This window comes from Streptomyces sp. CBMA29 (assembly GCF_014596445.1).
Classification (GTDB): Bacteria; Actinomycetota; Actinomycetes; order Streptomycetales; family Streptomycetaceae; genus Actinacidiphila.
The window spans coordinates 1-17,142 of record NZ_MECL01000228.1; the positions used below are offsets into that span (position 1 = coordinate 1).

Here is a 17,142-nt window from a genome sequence, read left to right on the forward strand (position 1 = left end):
GACGGCGGCGGACGCACGCGCCGCAGACGGCTGCCGCCGTGGAAGCACAAACGGGATCTGACCCCGACGCAGCTCCGCCGCCGCCGGCTGGTCACCCGCGGCGCGCTCGGCGTCTGCGTGGTGTGCGTCGGCACCGTGGGCTGGTCGGTCGGCCAGGCGCTGACCTACCCCGGCAAGGACAGCAACGTGGCCAGGCTCGCCGAGTGGGCCCGCGACCACGAACTGGGCTTCGTGGTCAACAAACTGGAGGACGTCCAGTACAAGATGAACCCGCCGAAGGTCGGCGGCTCGCTGTCGGCCGACGCGCTGGCCCGTATGAAGGCCACCGCGCCCGCCACCACCGCCGCGGGCGCCGCGCCGGAGGGAGCGCCCGCGGCCCCCGCCGCGCCGGTCATCCCGCTGCGCGCCCCGATGCGCCCGCTGGTCACCCCGGGCCTGCCGGGCGAGGGCGTCTTCCGCACCCTGTCCAGCGCTCACGGCCAGCCGATCGTCCAGGGGACGTACGTCAGGCCGGACGGCGACCACACCTCGTACGAGGCGGCCGTCGCCTGGATCAGCGGCAAGCACGCGCGCTTCCAGCTCCACCCCGGATTCCGCGAGCCCGGCGGCACCTTCTCCGTACCGCCCAACATCCCCAAGGGGCAGCGCACCGGTCTGGTCGCCACCTGGAACGGCGGCTTCCGGGTCACCGACGGCGGCTCGCGCGGCGGCTTCTACCTCAACGGGCAGACGGCGGGCGACCTGCGCGACGGCACCGCGTCCGAGGTCTTCTACAAGGACGGCTCGATCCGCATCGGGGTCTGGGGCCGCGATGTGCACATGACCAAGGACGTCGTCGGCGTACGCCAGTGCCTGGAGCTGATGGTCGACGACGGCCGGGTGGTGTCCGACATCGGCGACGACTCCAAGTGGGGTGTCACCGACCAGAGCAAGATGTTCGTCGAGCGCTCGGGCGTCGGCATCACCGCACAGGGCGACATCATCATGGTGGTCGGCCAGGCGCTGACCGCGCGGACCCTCGCCGAACTGATGCAGCACGCGGGGGCGGTCCGCGCCATGCCGCTGGACATGAACCGCGCGTGGCCGTCCTTCATGTCCTACGACAGCTCCAAGAATCCGGCGGACCCGAAACCCACCAACATCCTCGACTTCGAGGACCCGCCGGACCGCTACTACACCCAGGCCACCCGCGACTTCGTGGCCGTCTACGCCCGCTGACCGCACGCCCGGCGGCGGCCCACCGGTACGGGCCCGCCGCTGTGGCCGCGCGGCCGGGTACGGCGCTACGCCATCTGGTCGGCCGCCGCCGCTTCGGTGAACGCCCGGATACGGGCGGTGGCGCGGGACGCCCGCCACACCGGACCCCAGTCCAGCGGCGGCGTGTCGTGGAAGGGGAGGTAGACGACATCGGGGCGGGCGGGGAACCGGGTGGCGTGCGCGCCCACCGGAAAGACCCCCTGGCCCGCTCCGACCAGGGTCAGAACCTCCTGGAAGGTCGCCGCCGAGCGGCCGACCGGGATCGCCAGACCCGCCGGGGTCTGCTGCGGCGTCCCCGGCTCGCGCCAGTAGTCGGGCAGCGAGCACGGCGCTTGCAGCACCTGCGTGCGGGCCAGGTCCTCCACCGAGACCGTGCCGCGCTGGGCGAACGGATGCGTCGCGGGGACCGCCAGCATGCGCGGCTCCGACAGCAGCACGGGGCCGTTGGCCAGATCCGGGCCCGACAGCGGCAGGCAGGCGATCAGCACCTCCAGCGCGTCCGCGCGCAGCCGTTCCAGCGCCTCGGTCATCTGGACCTCGCGGATCTCCACCTCGCAGCCCGGATGCCGGGTACGGAACCGCTCGGTGGCCCTGACCAGCAGCTGACCTGCCGCCGCGCCCACGAAGCCCACCCGCAGCAGCCCGGTCACCCCGCGCCCCTCGGCGACCGCCGTCGCCAGCGCCGCCTCCAGCCGCTCGAACGCGGGCCGCAGGTCGTCGTGGAGGCGCCGGCCGATCGGGGTCAGCACCACACTGCGGCTGGTGCGCTCGAACAGCGGCGCCCCGACGCGGCGTTCGAGCTTGCTGATCACCTGGCTGACCCGGGCCGTGGTCACCCGCAGCCGCATGGCGGTCCGCCCGAAGTGCAGCTCCTCGGCGAGGGTCAGGAACGTCTCCATCTCGTACCGCTCCATGCAGGCCCCCTTCCTGGTGCCGTCGAGGAATGTGTGATCTCGCTGTTAAATCTTACTTAACGATCATTCCACGAGCTGGAGTTGATCCTCCCGCCGTACGTACGGCGGCCCGGCGGGCGGATCGTCCACCTGTCCTCGATCGCGGCGGTACGCGGCCCCGGCTCGCACCGCGGCGCGAAAGCGGCCGTGCGCGCGTACACCGCCGCGCACCCCGCGCGCGGCCGTCCGCCCAGGTGAGCGGGAAACCAGGGGTGACGAGGGCGGAGCACGTCGTAGGCTCGGAGGCATGGCTGGTGACGAGGGGAAGCCCGCGGGCGGCGGGAGCGTACGGGTGGACAGTTGGATCTGGTGCGTACGCCTGACCAAGACGCGCTCGATCGCCGCCACGGCGTGCAGGGCCGGACACGTCCGGGTGAACGGCGAGCGCGTGAAGCCCGCCCAGGCCGTACGCGTCGGCGACGAGGTACGGCTGCACCACGCGGGCCGCGAGCGGATCGTGGTCGTCTCCAAGGTGCTGAGCAAGCGGGTGGGCGCGCCCGCGGCGGCCGAGTGCTTCGTGGACAACAGCCCGCCGCCGCCCCCGCGCGAGGACGTCCTGGCGCTGGGCCTGCGCGACCGCGGCACCGGGCGTCCGACCAAGCGGGACCGGCGCGAGCTGGAACGGCTGCTGCACGGCAGCGCGCGGCCCGGCGACGGCGGCCGTCCCGGCGGGACCCCGCGTCCACGAGGCGGCGCCCGGCGTCCCGAGGGCGACCGTCCCGAGGGCGACTGAACCGAGGGCGACTGAACCGCGGGCGACACCGCCCGTGTGACCCGCGAGTCCTACGGCGACGGCCGGGCGGGATGAGGCGAGGGCGGGCACGGGAGCGGCCCTCGCCTCCATAAACTTGCGGTGCTAGTTTACGGGTGGCGGTACGCACCCACACCCGGGGCCGCCCGACCCGCACCACCGGGTCCCGCCAGGAGGAGCACGCGATGCGACCTGTCCACTTCGCCGCCGCCCGCCGCACCCCCATCGGGAAGCTGCGGGGAGCGCTCTCCGCGGTCCGTCCCGACGACCTGGCGGCGACCGTGCTGCGTGGTCTGCTGGACGGCGTGCCCGCGCTCGACCCGGCGAGGATCGACGACGTCTACTGGGGCGCGGCGAATCAGTCGGGCGAGGACAACCGCAATGTGGCGCGGATGGCCGTGCTGCTCGCGGGCCTGCCGGACAGCGTGCCCGGCGCCACCGTCAACCGGCTCTGCGCGTCCGGGCTCGAAGCCGTCACCGCCGCCGCCCGCATGATCGCGGCGGGCGAAGCCGACATCGTGGTCGCGGGCGGCTCCGAGTCGATGAGCCGCGCCCCCTTCGTACTGCCCCGCCCCGACGACGCGCTGCCGCACACGATGCCGACGTACGACACCCGGCTCGGCTGGCGGCTCACCAACGACCGGATGCGCGAACTGCACGGCGTGCTGGCGATGGGGGAGACGGCGGAGGAGGTCGCCACGCGGTACGGCGTCAGCCGCGCCGACCAGGACGCCTTCGCGCTGCGCAGCCACCGCAATGCCGCCGCCGCCCGCGAGAAGGGCCTCTTCGACGCCGAGATCCTGCCCGTCACCCGGCCCGACGGCGTGGTCGTCACGCGGGACGAGTGCATCCGCGAGGACACCACCGCCGAGCGGCTGGCCGCGCTCAAGCCGGTCTTCCGCAAGGACGGCACCGGCACGGTCACCGCGGGCAACGCCTCGCCGATGAACGACGGCGCCGCCGGGCTGCTGCTGGTCAGCGAGGAGGCGCTGGGCGACCTGGGACTCGAATCCCTCGGCCGGTACGCGGCCGGGGCCAGCGCCGGAGTGCACCCGGACGTCATGGGCGTCGGGCCGGTACCGGCGACCCGGCGCGTGCTCGCCCGGCTCGGCAGGACCGTCGACAGCGTCGAGGAGGCCGAGTTCAACGAGGCGTTCGCCGCCCAGGCGCTGGCCTCCGTGCGCGAACTCGGAGTCGACCCCGAACTGGTCAATCCCGACGGCGGCGCCATCGCACTCGGCCACCCCCTCGGCTGCTCGGGCGCCCGTATCCTCACCACCTTGCTGCACCGGATGAATCGCACCGGCGCCCGCCGTGGCCTGGCCACGATGTGCGTCGGCGTCGGCCAGGGCACGGCGGTGCTGGTCGACCGCGACTGATCCGCGACGCAGTCGCGACTGATCCGCGTCTGACCCGTGCCTGATCCGCGTCCGACCCGTGTCGGTACGACGACGCCGCTGCCCGGCCGAAGCGGCGGCGAGGGTGACGGGAACCACCTCCGTGACACCGCCCGCGGACCCGAAAGCCCGGTGCCGTCCGCCGCCGTCTGGGACAATCGATCGCGTGCCTACACCACTTAGCGGACGAGCTGACGCACGTTGACCGGCCCCGACAGCGGGGCGCAGCTGCTCGCGATCAGTGACCTGCACGTCGGCTACGCGGCCAACCGCCTCATCGTGGAGCAGTTGCGGCCGGGGACGGACGAGGACTGGCTGATCGTCGCCGGGGACGTCGCCGAGAACTCCGAGGACATCATCTGGGCGCTGAGCACGCTCAAGGAGCACTTCTCCACCGTCATCTGGCTGCCGGGCAACCACGAGCTGTGGACCCCGCCGGACGACCCGGTGCAGCTCCGCGGCGAGGCACGCTACCGCCACCTGGTCGAGGAGATCCGCCGCCTCGGCGTCATCACACCCGAGGACCCGTACCCCCTGTGGGAGGGCGAGCGGGGACCGGTCGCGGTCGTACCGATGTTCCTGTTGTACGACTACACGTGGCGCGACGGCACGCCCGGTGCCACCACCAAGGAAGAGGCGCTGGCGCACTCGCGGGACCTCGGCGTGATCTGCAACGACGAGCGGTTCCTGCACCCCGACCCGCTGCCGGGCCTCGACGACTGGTGCCGGGTCCGGGTGGCCGAGACCGAGGCCCGCCTGGAGGCGCTGGACCCGGCGCTGCCGACGGTGCTGGCCAACCACTTCCCGCTGCACCGCGACCCGACGCGCATCCTGCGCTACCCGTCGTTCGCCCTGTGGTGCGGCACCGAGCGGACCGAGCGGTGGCACACCCGCTTCCGGGCCGCCGAAGTCGTCTACGGGCATCTGCACATCCCGCGCGTGATGTGGCGTGACGGCGTCCGCTTCACCGAGGTCTCGCTCGGCTACCCGCGCGAGTGGGGGCGGCGCGACACCGGGCCCGCGGGGCCCCGGCGGATACTGGCCGGACGTCAGGGCGTCCGCCGGTGATCGAGCACCTGCTGCCCGCCGCCGTCCGCTCGCGGGCCGTGTACGGCGCGGAGTTCGACGGCGCGCCGCTCTTCCCCGAGGAGGCCGCGGCCGTCGCCAAGGCGGTCGCCAAGCGCCGCGCCGAGTACGCGGCGGGCCGCGCCTGCGCCCGTGCCGCGCTGGCCGGGCTCGGGATCGCGCCGGGGCCGATCCCGCGCGACCCCGACCGGGGAGCGCCGGTCTGGCCGGCCGGCGTCGTCGGCAGCATCACCCACTGCGACGGCTACCGGGCCGCGGCCGTCGCCCGTACCTCCGACGTCCACACCCTCGGCATCGACGCCGAGCCGCACGGGCCGCTGCCCGAAGGGGTGCTCAAGGTCGTCACCGCCACCGACGCGGAGGCCGCCGCGCTGGAGCGGCTGGGCGAGGAAGCACCCGAAATCCACTGGGACCGGCTGCTGTTCAGCGCCAAGGAGACCGTCTACAAGGCGTGGTATCCCTTCCACCGCAAGATGCTCGGCTTCGAGGAGGCCGAACTCCTCTTCACCCGCGACCCCGACGCCCCCGACCGCGGCGGCTACACCGCCCGCCTCCTGATTCCCGGCCCCCTCCTCGCCGAAGGCATCGGCCCCGACATCTTCACCGGCCGCTGGACCACCCGCAACGGCCTCGTCGCCACCGCGATCGTCGTCCCCCACGAGACGGCTGCGCCTGGCGCTTGACCCTCCTGCCCCTCCGGGGCTCGCCTTACGTGCGGCGGAGGGGGAGCGTCTCCCAGGGGCGCGGGTGGGGTGACACCGCCGTCAGGCGGATTCGCGGGGGATCAGGGTTGTTTTGAAGATCGCCGAGCGGGTCTGCTGGGCGGGGTCGTCGATGAGAGCCATCAGAAGCTTCGCCATTTCGGCGGCCATGTCCTCGACCGGCTGGCGGATGGTGGTCAGCAGGGGGCGGGAGGACAGGGCGGCGCTGCTGTCGTCGAAGCCGATGACGGCCACGTCGTCGGGCACCCGGCGGCCGTGGTCGCGCAGGACGAGGAGGGCGCCCTGCGCCATCAGGTCGTTGGCGACGAACACGCCGTCGGTGTCGGGCTGTTCTGACAGCAACTGCTTCATCGCCCGCTCGCCGCCCTCCTGCGTGAAGCTGCCCTCGACGCTGGGGACGTACGCGTAGCCGTGCTCGGCCATCGCCTCCCGGAAGCCCGCGAGGCGGTCCTGGCCCGCGGGGGAGTCGGCCGGGCCGGCGATGGTGGTGATCCGGCGGCAGCCGCGGGCCAGCAGGCGCTCGGCGGCGAGCTTCGCGCCCGCCTGCTGCGCGACGTCCACGAAGCTGATCGGGATCGGCGTGGCGGGCCGGGCGAACAGCACGGTCGGCAGCCCGGCCTCGGTGAGCAGGGACGGCAGCGGGTCGCCCGGCGCGATCGACACCAGCACCACGCCGTCGATGTGCTCCTGCCGCAGATTCGGCACCAGCGAGCGCCGCGCCTTCTCGGAGTCGGCGAGCATCAGCAACGGGTGCACGCCGCGCGGGCGCAGCACCGTGAGCAGGCCGCCCACTATCCGGCCGAAGAACGGGTCGCTGAAGACCTGCCCGAGGAAGGGGTCGTCGGCCGCGTGGTGGTCGGGCACCGAGAAGACCAGCGCGACCGAGTCCGTACGCCGGGTGACCAGCGACCTGGCCGCGCGATTGGGGATGTACCCGGTCGCCTCGACCGCCTCCTGGACGACCTTCTGGATCTCCGGATCGACATTGCGCGTCCCGTTGACCACACGGGACACCGTCGCCCGCGACACCCCGGCGGACCGCGCGACGTCTTCCAGTGTGGGCAGGCGGGGCCCGGCAGGACGGCTGCTCGTCATGGTCCAGTTATACCACGCACGGAGAGCGCTCTCCCTAAGTCCTGGTCGGACAACACGCAGATGGGGCGGGGTACGGCGGCCCCCACAGGCCCGCCGCGCCCCGCCCCGGTCTCAACCGCGCGCCCCGGTCACCCGGGTCACGCGTACACCCCGAACTCGTACAGCGAGTACCCGTAGGCCGTGCCGCGCTGCGTCAGATTCAGCCGCACATAGCGGCCGGACCCGTTGACGTCGAACGTCTCCACGCCGCCGGTCGCGGTGGTCGTGCTGTAGATGTCCGTCCACGTGTTGCCGTCGTTGGACACCTGCACCTGGTACGACTTCCCGTAGGCGGACTCCCAGCCGAGCTGGATGTGCTTGATCGCGGTGGTCTGCCCGAGGTCGACCCGCAGCCACTGCGCGTCGGTCCAGTCGGTCGCCCACCGGGTGTCCCAGCGCCCGTCCGTGGTGTTCGACGGCGGGAACGGCGCCCCGTTGCCGGTCTGCTGGTACGAGGACGCGGTCGTCGGCTTGCCGAGCGCCACGTTCGTACCGCCGACCGTCGGCGCCACCACGCGGAACGACTTGGTCTCGATACCGACGTTCCCGTGCCCGTCGAAGGCGTACACGTACACCTTCCACACCCCGAGCGTCTTGGGCGCGGTCACCGTGAACCTGCCGTCGCCGGTCTGCGTGAAGGTGACCTGTTGCAGTCCGGTCCCGCTGTCCACGTACTTGGTGGAGTACATGAGCTGATACCGGATCAGGTCGCCGTCCGGATCGGTCGCCGAGGCCGAGACGTCGAAGGTGCCGCCGGCCGGGACGGAACCGCTGTTGCCGACCGTCATCGAGCTGATCACCGGCGGGGTGTTGGCCTGCGGCGTGCCGCCGTAGTCCTTGGCCACCGAGTAGTACATCATCCGGTTCCAGCTCGCGGGGCGGACGTTGAACCACACGCCGCCGAAGTCGTTCTCGTTGCCGTAGTGGAAGATCGTGGCGCCGAGCGCGACCCCGGTGTGGCCCGAGATGCAGTTCCACGCGGACACGTACGCGTCCCGCTTCTGGATGTCCGTCGGCTCGGTGGGCACCCCGTTCGCGTCGTTCGGCACCTCCCACTCGCCGGCCTCGCCGGTCTCGGTGACGATGTACGGCTTGGTGTAACCGCCGTTGATCCAGTCCTGCTTCACATTGCAGACCGCGCCGTAGGAGTTGACCGCGTAGAGGTCGAGCGACGGCGTGTACTGCTTGTAGTACGGCCACGCGCCGGTCCACGCGTCCGTCGACGTCACCGGGTGGTTCGGGTCGATCGCGTGGATCGCCTGCGTCACCTGCTCGACGAATTTCGCGTAGGCGATGCGCTGTTGCTCGATCGCGGCACCCGAGTAGTGGTCCTGCGTGGTGAGGATGACCTCGTTGCCGACATCCCACATCAGCACGCCCGGGTGGTTCTTGTACGTCGTCACCCAGTTCTTGATGTCGTTGAGCGTGTTGGTCTTGTACGCCGTGTCGTTGACGTAGTCCGCGCCCTGGTTGAGCCAGAAGCCGTTGACCACCTTCAGACCGAACTGCGCGGCGGCGTCCAGGAGCGGCTTGGAGCCCGCGTCGGTGCCCCAGGTGCGCACGGTGTTGACGCCCATCGCCTTCAGGTCACGCATGTGCGCGTTCGCCGTGTCGTTGGACGGGCCCCAGGTCATGCCCTTGACGGTGTACGGCGCCCCGTTGACCGTGAGCTTCCAGTTGCCCTGGCTGCCCGTGACGTGCACGTCGCTGGCGCCGGTCGGCACCGGCGGGTCGGTGAGCGCGGTCGGCACGGTGCCCGCGGCGATCTGGGAGACCGTCACGTTGTCGATGCTGAGCGCGCCGCCGGAGGAGGTGTCGGCGGCCGGAGAGGTGCAGCCGCAGACGGAGTTGGGGTAGGAGCCGCCGATCCTGAGGCTGAAGTCGACGAAGACGCCGTGGTGCACGGCCGCCTCCCAGGTCGCGACGCCGACCTGCGACTCGTTGACCTGCCAGATCTGCTTGCCGTCGAGGTAGTAGCGGATCTGCTCGTCGGACTTCGTGCGGTCGATGATCTCGGAGTACGTGTGGTAGCCGGTCTGGCAGCCGGAGCAGGTGGCCAGGCCGCTGGTCTTGCCGTTGTACTCGTCGCAGTTCCCGCCGGGCGCGGTGCCGCAGTGCAGGGTCGCGGAGAGCTGCGAGCGGCCGTTGACGTTCTCCATGATGTCGCTCTCGCCGACGGCCGGCCACGCGCCGGGGTTGCCCCGGAAGGCGGCGCCCATCGCGCGGAAGGACGGCCAGTAACCCAGTGCCTTGGCCGGATCCGGCTGCTTGAGCGTGGCGGAGATCTGGAGCTGGCCGCCCGCGGGCGCCGCGAAGTCGGTCCGCTTGGACTCGATCCGGCCGGACGTCCAGGCCGTACCCGACTTCAGGGCCGTCAGGTTGAGGTGGCCGTTGCCGTCGAGGCCCACGTTCGCGGGGGAGTTGGTGGTGGTGTCGACCTCGCCGGTGCCCCAGTTGGCGGGGCCGCCGGGGTAGGCGGTACCGGTGTCCGTGATCCAGTTTGCGGCGCTGGGCGAGGTGCCGGCCGCGCCGGTGAAGTCGTCGCTCCACACCGTGGTCCAGTTGCCGGGCGGCGGCGTGCCCGTACCGCCGTTGTCACCGCCGGTCGTACCGCCCGTGCCGCCGGAGCCCGCGGCGCCGTACACCTGGAACTCCCACAGCGAGTAGCCGTAGCCGTTGTTGCGCACGGTGCCGTTGATCCGGACGTACCGGCCGGTGCCGCTGACCGTGAGGGTCTGGGTGCCGCCGGTGCCGGTGGTCGTGGAGTAGATCGTCGTCCAGCCGCCGGTGCCGGTGTCGGAGACCTGGATCTGGTACGCCGTCGCGTAGTTCTCCCAGTTCAGCACGACCTTGCTGACGGTGGAGGCGGCGCCGAGGTCCACCTGGAGCCACTGCGGGTCGCTCCAGGCGCTGGCCCAGCGGGTGCCGGCGTCGCCGTCGACCGCGGCGGAGGCCGGGTAACCGGCGCCCTCGGTGCTGGAGGCGGTCGCGGGCTTGCCCTGCGAGAGCAGGGTGTCGGCGGCGTGCGCGGCCGTGGTGGGGACGGCGAGCGCGTACAGGGCGAGGCCCATGGCGAGGAGCACCAGGAGGGCCGCGCGCAGTGACGGTGGAAGGGATCTGAACCGGGCGGTCGGTGAGTGTGAGGCTCTCATGCCGATTCTCCTGCGGGGGGAGGTGAGGGAGGGAGGGTGCGGCTCTCCGGGACGGCGGGTTCCGGGGCATGGAGCATGCGGGAGAGCGCTCTCTCAGTGGGCAGATGGTTGCGTCCCGGTTTCCGGGGTGTCAAGGCATCGGACACGAGATGACGACATATCTCGCTCGTTATGCCCTATAACTCACTGATTCGGTAGGTCTGTTCACTGCCGGAACGTGCGGATCCGGTGCGGATCGGAGTACCGGGTCTTGACACATGCCCGTGCGGGGCGTGAATGTACCGGCATTGGGAGAGCGCTCTCCAAGCGTTCTTTTCCTGCCTGCCCCGGGGTCCCTCCGGCCGCCCCACCCGTCCGCCCAGAGACCGAGAAATCCGAGGAAGTCCCCATGAGCGACACAGGAAACAGACGCAGGACGTGGCTCGCGGGAGGGGGCGCCGTACTGGCCGCCGCGCTCCTGGCCACCGGCTGCGGAAGCGACTCGACGTCCAAGTCCGGTTCCGGCGACGACGCCAACGCCAAGACCACGCTCACCGTGAACCTGTTCTCGGACTTCGGCTACAAGGACCTCTACGCCCAGTACCACAAGCTCCACCCGAACATCACGATCAAGGAGAACCGGGCCGACCTGGGCGCCCACCACCAGAATCTGCACGCGCACCTGGTCGCGGGTAGCGGCACCGCCGACATCGAGGCGATCGAGATCGGCCAGGTCGCGGGCTTCCAGTCCGAGGCGAGCAAATTCGTCAACTTCCTGGACGAGGGCGTCGACAAGAACCAGTGGGTGGCGTCCAAGACCGCCCCCGCCTCCAGCCGGGACGGCTCCTCGCTCTTCGGCCTCGGCACCGACATGGGCGGCATGGCGCTCTGCTACCGCGCCGACCTCTTCCAGAAGGCCGGGCTGCCCACCGACCGGCAGGCCGTCTCCTCGCTGGTGTCGAGCTGGGACTCCTACTTCTCCACCGGCAAGCAGTTCCTCGCCAAGAGCCCGGACAAGAAGGTCAAGTGGTTCGACGCGGGCAGCAATGTCTTCTCCGCGATGACCGCGCAGGCGCCGCAGGCGTTCTACGACGCGGACGGCAAGGTCGTCGCCGCGTCCAACCCGGCGGTCAAGCAGGCGTTCGACACGGTCGCGGGCGCCATCAAGGACGGTGAGTCGGCCGGTATCGCCGCCTTCACCCCCGCCTGGGACACCGGCTTCCGCAAGAGCCAGTTCGCCACCGTGACCTGCCCGGCCTGGATGAGCTACGAGTTCAAGGCCAACCCGCCCGCCGACGGCGGCAAGTGGGACATCGCCACCATCCCCGGCGGCGGCGGCAACTGGGGCGGCTCCTATCTGACGGTGCCCAAGCAGGGCAAGCACACCAAGGCCGCCGTCGACCTGGCCAAGTGGCTCACCGCGCCCGCTCAGGAAGCCTGGCTCTTCAAGAACAAGGGCTTCTTCCCGTCCGACCAGGCGCTGTGGACCTCGCCCGACATCGCGAACCTGACCGACCCGATGTTCAACGGCGCGCCCACCGGCAAGATCTTCTCCGACTCCGCGAAGAACCTGAAGCCGCAGCCGCTCGGCCCGCACGGCGCCGACATCGGCAACATCTATGGCAACGCCCTGGTCTCGGTCGAACAGGGCAAGGCGGGCGTGGACAAGGCGTGGAGCAACGCCAACGCCGAGATCAAGAACATCGGCGAGTAGTGCCCGGCCGGCGGGCACGGGTGCCGGGCGCCGCTCGCGCCGCCCCTGACCCGCCGGTCCCGGCACCACCCCTCCGGCGTCCCGGAGCCGGGCCCCGCGCCCGTACTCCCGGACCGAAGTGGCCGCCGGATCGCGGCGGGCGGCCACCGGATCCCGCCGTCCGCGCGGACCGCTGTCCCGAGCGGGCCGCGCGGACGGTGGGGCACGACGGGAGCCGGCCCCGGACGTGAGGTCCTCAACGGCCTCCGGGTTCCCGACCGCCTGAAGGTTCCCGTTCCGGGCCGCTCGCGCCACTCGACGGGCCGGCGGGGGTTGCGCACCCTTCCCACTCCCCGCCCACCGCGTACCCCCCGCCGGCCACCAACCAGGAGCAGATGCATGGCCGTCTCGACCGGCACCCCGCCCGCCGCCTCGCAGGACAACCCCTCGCCCGGCAAGTCGGCGCCCCACACCGCCCCCGCCAGGGGGGCCCGCTGGCACCGGACCGAGCGGCGCCTGTCGCCGTACTTCTACATCTCGCCGTTCTTCCTCGTCTTCGGCGTCTTCGGCCTGTTCCCCCTGCTCTACACCGCGTACGTGTCGCTCACCGCCTGGCGGGCCGACACCGACGGCAGCAGGCACACCTTCGTCGGCCTCGACAACTACCGCACCCTGCTGCACGACCAGTTCTTCTGGAACGCGCTGCGCAACACCCTCGGCATCGGCGTGCTCTCCACCGTCCCGCAACTGCTGCTCGCGCTGGGCCTGGCCCATCTGCTCAACTACCGCCTGCGGGGCCGCACTTTCATCCGGATGGGCGTGCTGCTGCCCAACGTCACCTCGGTCGCGGCCGTCACGATCATCTTCGTCCAGCTCTTCGGCCGCGACTTCGGCCTGGTCAACTGGTTCCTCGGCCTCTTCGGCGTCCCGCACACCGACTGGCAGGCGGGCACCTGGTCCTCCTGGATCGGCATCTCCACCATCGTCACCTGGCGCTGGACCGGCTACAACGCGCTGATCTACCTCGCCGCGATGCAGGCCGTCCCCTTCGAGCTGTACGAGGCCGCCGCGATCGACGGAGCCAGCCGGTGGCGGCAGTTCAGGTCCATCACCATCCCGGTGCTGCGCCCCACCATCTTGTTCACCGTCATCACCTCGACCATCGGCGCGCTCCAGATGTTCGGCGAGCCACTGCTGTTCAGCGCGAGCCAGACCCCGATGGCGGGCGGCTCGCAGCACCAGTTCCAGACGATGGCGCTGTACTCGTACGACCAGTTCTGGGGGAAGTTCAAATACGGCTACGGCGCCGCGATCTCCTGGGCGATGTTCCTGGTCATCGTCGTGATCGTCGCCGTCAACTTCCTTCTGGCCCGCCGCATGAAGGGAGTCGAGGCCGCATGACCACCCTGCCGCTCACCAAGCGCCCCCGCCGCCGATCCGGCCGGGACCGTCAGCTCTCGGCGGGCAAGGGCGTCTACGTCGCGCTCGCCGTCGTCGTCGGACTCTCGGTCTTCCCGCTGTACTGGACGCTGGTCGCCGCCTCGCGGGACAACGCCGCACTCAGCCAGGTGCCGCCCGCGCTGCTGCCCGGCAGCCACCTCCTGTCCAACCTGCGCCGGGCGTTCGACCAGGCCGACATGCAACTGGCCCTGGTCAACTCACTGATCGTGGCCGGCACGGTCACCGTCTCGGTGGTGCTGACCTCCACACTCGCCGGATTCGCCTTCGCCAAGCTGCGGTTCCCCGGCCGGAGCCCGCTGCTGGGCTCCGTGGTGGCGACGATGATGGTCCCCACCCAGCTCGGCATCATCCCGCTCTACATCATGATGGCGAACTGGCTGCACTGGGCGAACCACCTCCAGGCGCTCATCGTGCCCGCCGCCGCCAACGCCTTCGGCGTGTTCTTCATGCGGCAGTACCTGGTCACGGCCATCCCCGACGAACTGCTCGACGCGGGCCGGATGGACGGCTGCACGACCCGGGGCCTGTACTGGCACATCGCACTGCCCGCCGCCCGCCCGGCGATGGCGGTGCTCGGCATGCTCACCTTCATGGCCAGTTGGAACGACTTCTACTGGCCCAAGGTGGTCATGACCCAGCAGAACCCCACGGTGCAGCTCTCGCTGTCCGAACTGGCCAGCGGCTACATCCAGGACTACTCCCTGGTGCTCACCGGGGCGCTCGTCTCCAGCCTGCCGATCATCGCGGTCTTCCTGCTGATGGGCCGTCAAATCCTGGACGGCATCATGCAGGGGGCCATGAAGGGATGACCATGATCACTCCCGAGTCCGAGTCCCTGCCCCTTCCCGGGCCCGCGACGCTGTCCGATCCCGCGTCGGGGAACGGTTCAGGGCCCGCGCCGGGGTCGGCGTCGGAATCTGCGCCGGAGGCGGAACCCGCCCCGTCCGACGCGGAGTTGGACGCGCTCGTCGCCAAGCTCGACCTCCCCGCCAAGGTCCGGCTGCTCTCCGGCGCCAGTTCCTTCAGGACGCAGGGCGAACCGGCCGTCGGCCTGCGGGAGATGGGCGTGTCCGACGGGCCCGCGGGCGTACGCGGCGAGCGCTGGGACGAACGCGACACCGCGCTCGTCCTGCCGTCGCCGACCGCGCTCGCGGCGAGCTGGGACGAGGAACTCGTCGCCGAACTCGGCGGCCTGCTCGCCGCGGAGGCCCGCCGCAAGCGGATCGACATCATGCTCGCCCCCACCCTCAACCTGCACAGGACCCCGGCGGCCGGGCGGCACTTCGAGTGCTACTCCGAGGACCCGCTGCTCACCGGACGCACGGCCGCCGCGTACATCCGCGGTGTCCAGGCAGGCGGCGTCGCGGCCACCGCCAAGCACTACGTGGCCAACGACTCGGAGACCGAACGCCTGACGCTGGACGCCCGGGTCGACGAACGCACCCTGCGCGAGCTGTACATGGCGCCCTTCGAGGCCGCGGTGCGCGCGGGCGTGTGGGTGGTGATGTCCGCGTACAACGCGGTCAACGGCATCACCATGTCCGAGAGCCCGCTGCTGGCCGAACCGCTCAAGGGCACCTGGGCCTTCGACGGAGTCGTGGTCTCCGACTGGGGAGCGGTCCGGTCCACCGAGGAGTCGGCGCTCGCCCCGCAGGACCTCGCGATGCCGGGGCCGCACCCGCTGTGGGGCGAGCCGCTGGTGGCGGCGGTCCGCGAGGGCCGGGTGCCCGAGACGGTGATCGACGACAAGGTCCGCCGATTCCTGCGGCTCGCCGCACGGGTCGGTGCGCTGGAGGGCTTCCAGGGGACCTTGTCACCCCTGGAAGCCCACGGCGACGCACGAGGCGACGCACGAGGCGACGCACGAGAGACCGCCACGTCGCCGGGCGCCACGTCACCGGCCGCCGCGCCGGTCGTGTCCGACGACGCCCGCGCCCTGCTGCGCCGCGCGGTCGCCGCCGCGAGCGTCCTGCTGCGCAACGAGGGCGCGCTGCTGCCGCTCGACCCGTTCGCTCCCGGACGAAGGAGCGGCCCGGACAGCGGCCCGGACGGCAGGCCGCCGCGGATCGCCGTACTCGGCCCGAACGCCGCCGCCGCGCGCGTCCAGGGCGGCGGCAGCGCGGGCGTCTTCCCGATCGAGGTCGTCTCGCCGCTCGACGGCGTCAGGGACGAGGTCGGCGACACCGCCGAGGTCGTGCACGCCGAGGGCGTCGTCCTCACCACCCGGCCGACCCCGCTGCACAGCGGTAACTCCCGCGACCCGCGCAGCGGCGCCCCCGGCGTCCTGGTCCGCTACCTCGCCGCCGACGGCGCCGAGATCCACGCCGAGCACCGGCTCAGCGGCCGGATCCTGGAGTCGGGCGACGCGCCGGAACTTGCCGCCACCGCGGCGGCCGTCGAGGTCAGCGCCCTGGTCACACCGGATGTCACGGGCGAGTGGCGGTTCGCCGTGGTCGGCCTCGGCGCCGTCACGCTGCGGGCGGACGGCGAGACGCTGATCGACACCTATGTGCGGCCCGAATCGCGGGACCCCACCTATGTCCACGTCACACCGTCCTTCCGGGTGGCGTCCCGGCAGGTGACGGCGGGCGGTGAACTGCTGCTGGTCGCCACCCGGCACTGGGAGGCGGACGACGGCTTCGCGGTCGCGCTGGCCGCCGACCCGCCGCGGCGCGACGAGGACGAGTCGATCGCCGAGGCCGTGGCGCTGGCCCGCGACGCGGACGTGGCCGTCGTGGTGGTCGGCACCACCGACGAGATCGAGAGCGAGGGCTTCGACCGTACGTCGCTCGCGCTCCCCGGCCGTCAGGACGAACTCGTCGCCGCGGTCGCCGCCGCCAACCCCCGTACCGTGGTGATCGTCAACTCCGGCGGACCGGTCGAACTGCCCTGGCGGGAGAGCGTTCCCGCGGTGCTGCTGAGCTGGTTCCCCGGCCAGGAGGCCGGACACGGCCTGGCCGACGTGCTGTTCGGCCACGCCGAGCCCGGCGGGCGGCTGCCCACCACCTGGGCCGGACTCGCCGAGGGCGCGCCCCTGCCGTCCACCACTCCCGCCGACGGTGTGCTGCCGTACGAGGAAGGGCCGTATATCGGCCATCGTGCGTGGCGCAGGGCGGGCGCGGAACCCGCGTACTGGTTCGGTCACGGGCTCGGCTACACCACCTGGGACTACCGGTTGCTGAACCTGCCCGAGGCGGCGGAAGAGACCTCGGGCCATGGTGAAGCCGCAGGTGAGGACGGAGAACGGGACATCGTGGTACGGGTCGCGCTGCGCAACACCGGGACGCGTGCGGGCCGCGAGGTCGTCCAGGTCTACCTCGGCACCGGGCCCGACGGTGACTATGACAACGGTGGACCGCGACTGGCCGGATTTACCGCGGTCCGGGCCGAGCCCGGTGAGGATGTCGTGGCGGAAGTTCACGTGGCAGCACGGTCGTTCCAGCGGTGGTCGCCCGCGGAAGGGCGCTGGCGGAGCCGCCCGGCCCCGTACACGCTGTACGCGGGCCCCACGGCCGCCCGGCTGCCGCTCTCCGCGCCACTGGCGTTCTGAGCGAACG

13 protein-coding genes are annotated in these 17,142 nt (G+C 71.8%); 10 read left to right on the forward strand and 3 right to left on the reverse strand.

What is annotated here, in order from left to right; all coding sequences use genetic code 11:
• Positions 1–1,218 (forward strand): phosphodiester glycosidase family protein (locus tag BGM09_RS31990; RefSeq protein WP_188285238.1); only part of this gene is annotated, 1,218 nt, incomplete at its 5' end.
• A 65-nt stretch (positions 1,219–1,283) separates the two neighbouring features.
• Here the strand turns inward: BGM09_RS31990 and BGM09_RS31995 are convergent.
• The gene (locus BGM09_RS31995) at positions 1,284–2,171 is read right to left on the reverse strand and encodes a LysR family transcriptional regulator (protein ID WP_188285239.1); all 888 of its coding nucleotides are present in this window, start codon (positions 2,169–2,171) and stop codon (positions 1,284–1,286) included.
• 81 nt (positions 2,172–2,252) lie between these two features.
• Here BGM09_RS31995 and BGM09_RS32000 point away from each other — a divergent pair, with 81 nt between their 5' ends.
• From BGM09_RS32000 to BGM09_RS32020, 5 genes are all read left to right on the forward strand, one after another.
• A complete protein-coding gene (locus BGM09_RS32000; protein ID WP_188285240.1) occupies positions 2,253–2,408 on the forward strand; it encodes a hypothetical protein in 156 nt (51 codons plus the stop codon).
• Positions 2,409–2,457: 49 nt separating this feature from the next.
• On the forward strand, positions 2,458–2,943 hold the full coding sequence (locus BGM09_RS32005) for an RNA-binding S4 domain-containing protein (RefSeq protein ID WP_188285241.1): 486 nt from the start codon (positions 2,458–2,460) through the stop codon (positions 2,941–2,943).
• 203 nt (positions 2,944–3,146) lie between these two features.
• On the forward strand, positions 3,147–4,340 hold the full coding sequence (locus BGM09_RS32010) for a thiolase family protein (protein ID WP_188285242.1): 1,194 nt from the start codon (positions 3,147–3,149) through the stop codon (positions 4,338–4,340).
• A 219-nt stretch (positions 4,341–4,559) separates the two neighbouring features.
• Entirely contained in the window at positions 4,560–5,426 is an 867-nt protein-coding gene (locus BGM09_RS32015) for a metallophosphoesterase family protein (protein ID WP_188285243.1), read from the forward strand.
• Entirely contained in the window at positions 5,423–6,127 is a 705-nt protein-coding gene (locus tag BGM09_RS32020; protein WP_188285244.1) for a 4'-phosphopantetheinyl transferase, read from the forward strand. Before BGM09_RS32015 ends, BGM09_RS32020 begins: the two co-directional genes overlap by 4 nt.
• 81 nt (positions 6,128–6,208) lie before the next feature.
• Here the strand turns inward: BGM09_RS32020 and BGM09_RS32025 are convergent, their stop codons facing one another.
• Both BGM09_RS32025 and BGM09_RS32030 read right to left on the reverse strand, forming a co-directional pair.
• Positions 6,209–7,261, reverse strand: coding sequence for a LacI family DNA-binding transcriptional regulator (locus tag BGM09_RS32025; RefSeq protein ID WP_188285245.1), 1,053 nt, complete (start codon positions 7,259–7,261; stop codon positions 6,209–6,211).
• Between the two features lie 137 nt (positions 7,262–7,398).
• Entirely contained in the window at positions 7,399–10,452 is a 3,054-nt protein-coding gene (locus BGM09_RS32030) for a discoidin domain-containing protein (protein ID WP_188285246.1), read from the reverse strand.
• A 388-nt stretch (positions 10,453–10,840) separates the two neighbouring features.
• Between BGM09_RS32030 and BGM09_RS32035 the strand changes: the two genes are divergently transcribed.
• The 4 genes from BGM09_RS32035 (at position 10,841) to BGM09_RS32050 (ending at position 17,135) form a co-directional block, all read left to right on the forward strand.
• Positions 10,841–12,145, forward strand: coding sequence for an extracellular solute-binding protein (locus tag BGM09_RS32035; protein WP_188285247.1), 1,305 nt, complete (start codon positions 10,841–10,843; stop codon positions 12,143–12,145).
• A 378-nt stretch (positions 12,146–12,523) separates the two neighbouring features.
• The gene (locus tag BGM09_RS32040; RefSeq protein WP_188285248.1) at positions 12,524–13,525 is read left to right on the forward strand and encodes a carbohydrate ABC transporter permease; all 1,002 of its coding nucleotides are present in this window, start codon (positions 12,524–12,526) and stop codon (positions 13,523–13,525) included.
• The gene (locus BGM09_RS32045) at positions 13,522–14,394 is read left to right on the forward strand and encodes a carbohydrate ABC transporter permease (protein ID WP_188285249.1); all 873 of its coding nucleotides are present in this window, start codon (positions 13,522–13,524) and stop codon (positions 14,392–14,394) included. The genes BGM09_RS32040 and BGM09_RS32045 overlap by 4 nt, the downstream gene beginning before the upstream one ends.
• Before the next feature lie 2 nt (positions 14,395–14,396).
• Positions 14,397–17,135 carry a beta-glucosidase family protein gene (locus tag BGM09_RS32050; protein ID WP_188285250.1) on the forward strand — a complete coding sequence of 913 codons (2,739 nt, stop codon included), beginning with the start codon at positions 14,397–14,399 and terminating at the stop codon, positions 17,133–17,135.
• The last annotated feature ends 7 nt before the right edge of the window (positions 17,136–17,142 follow it).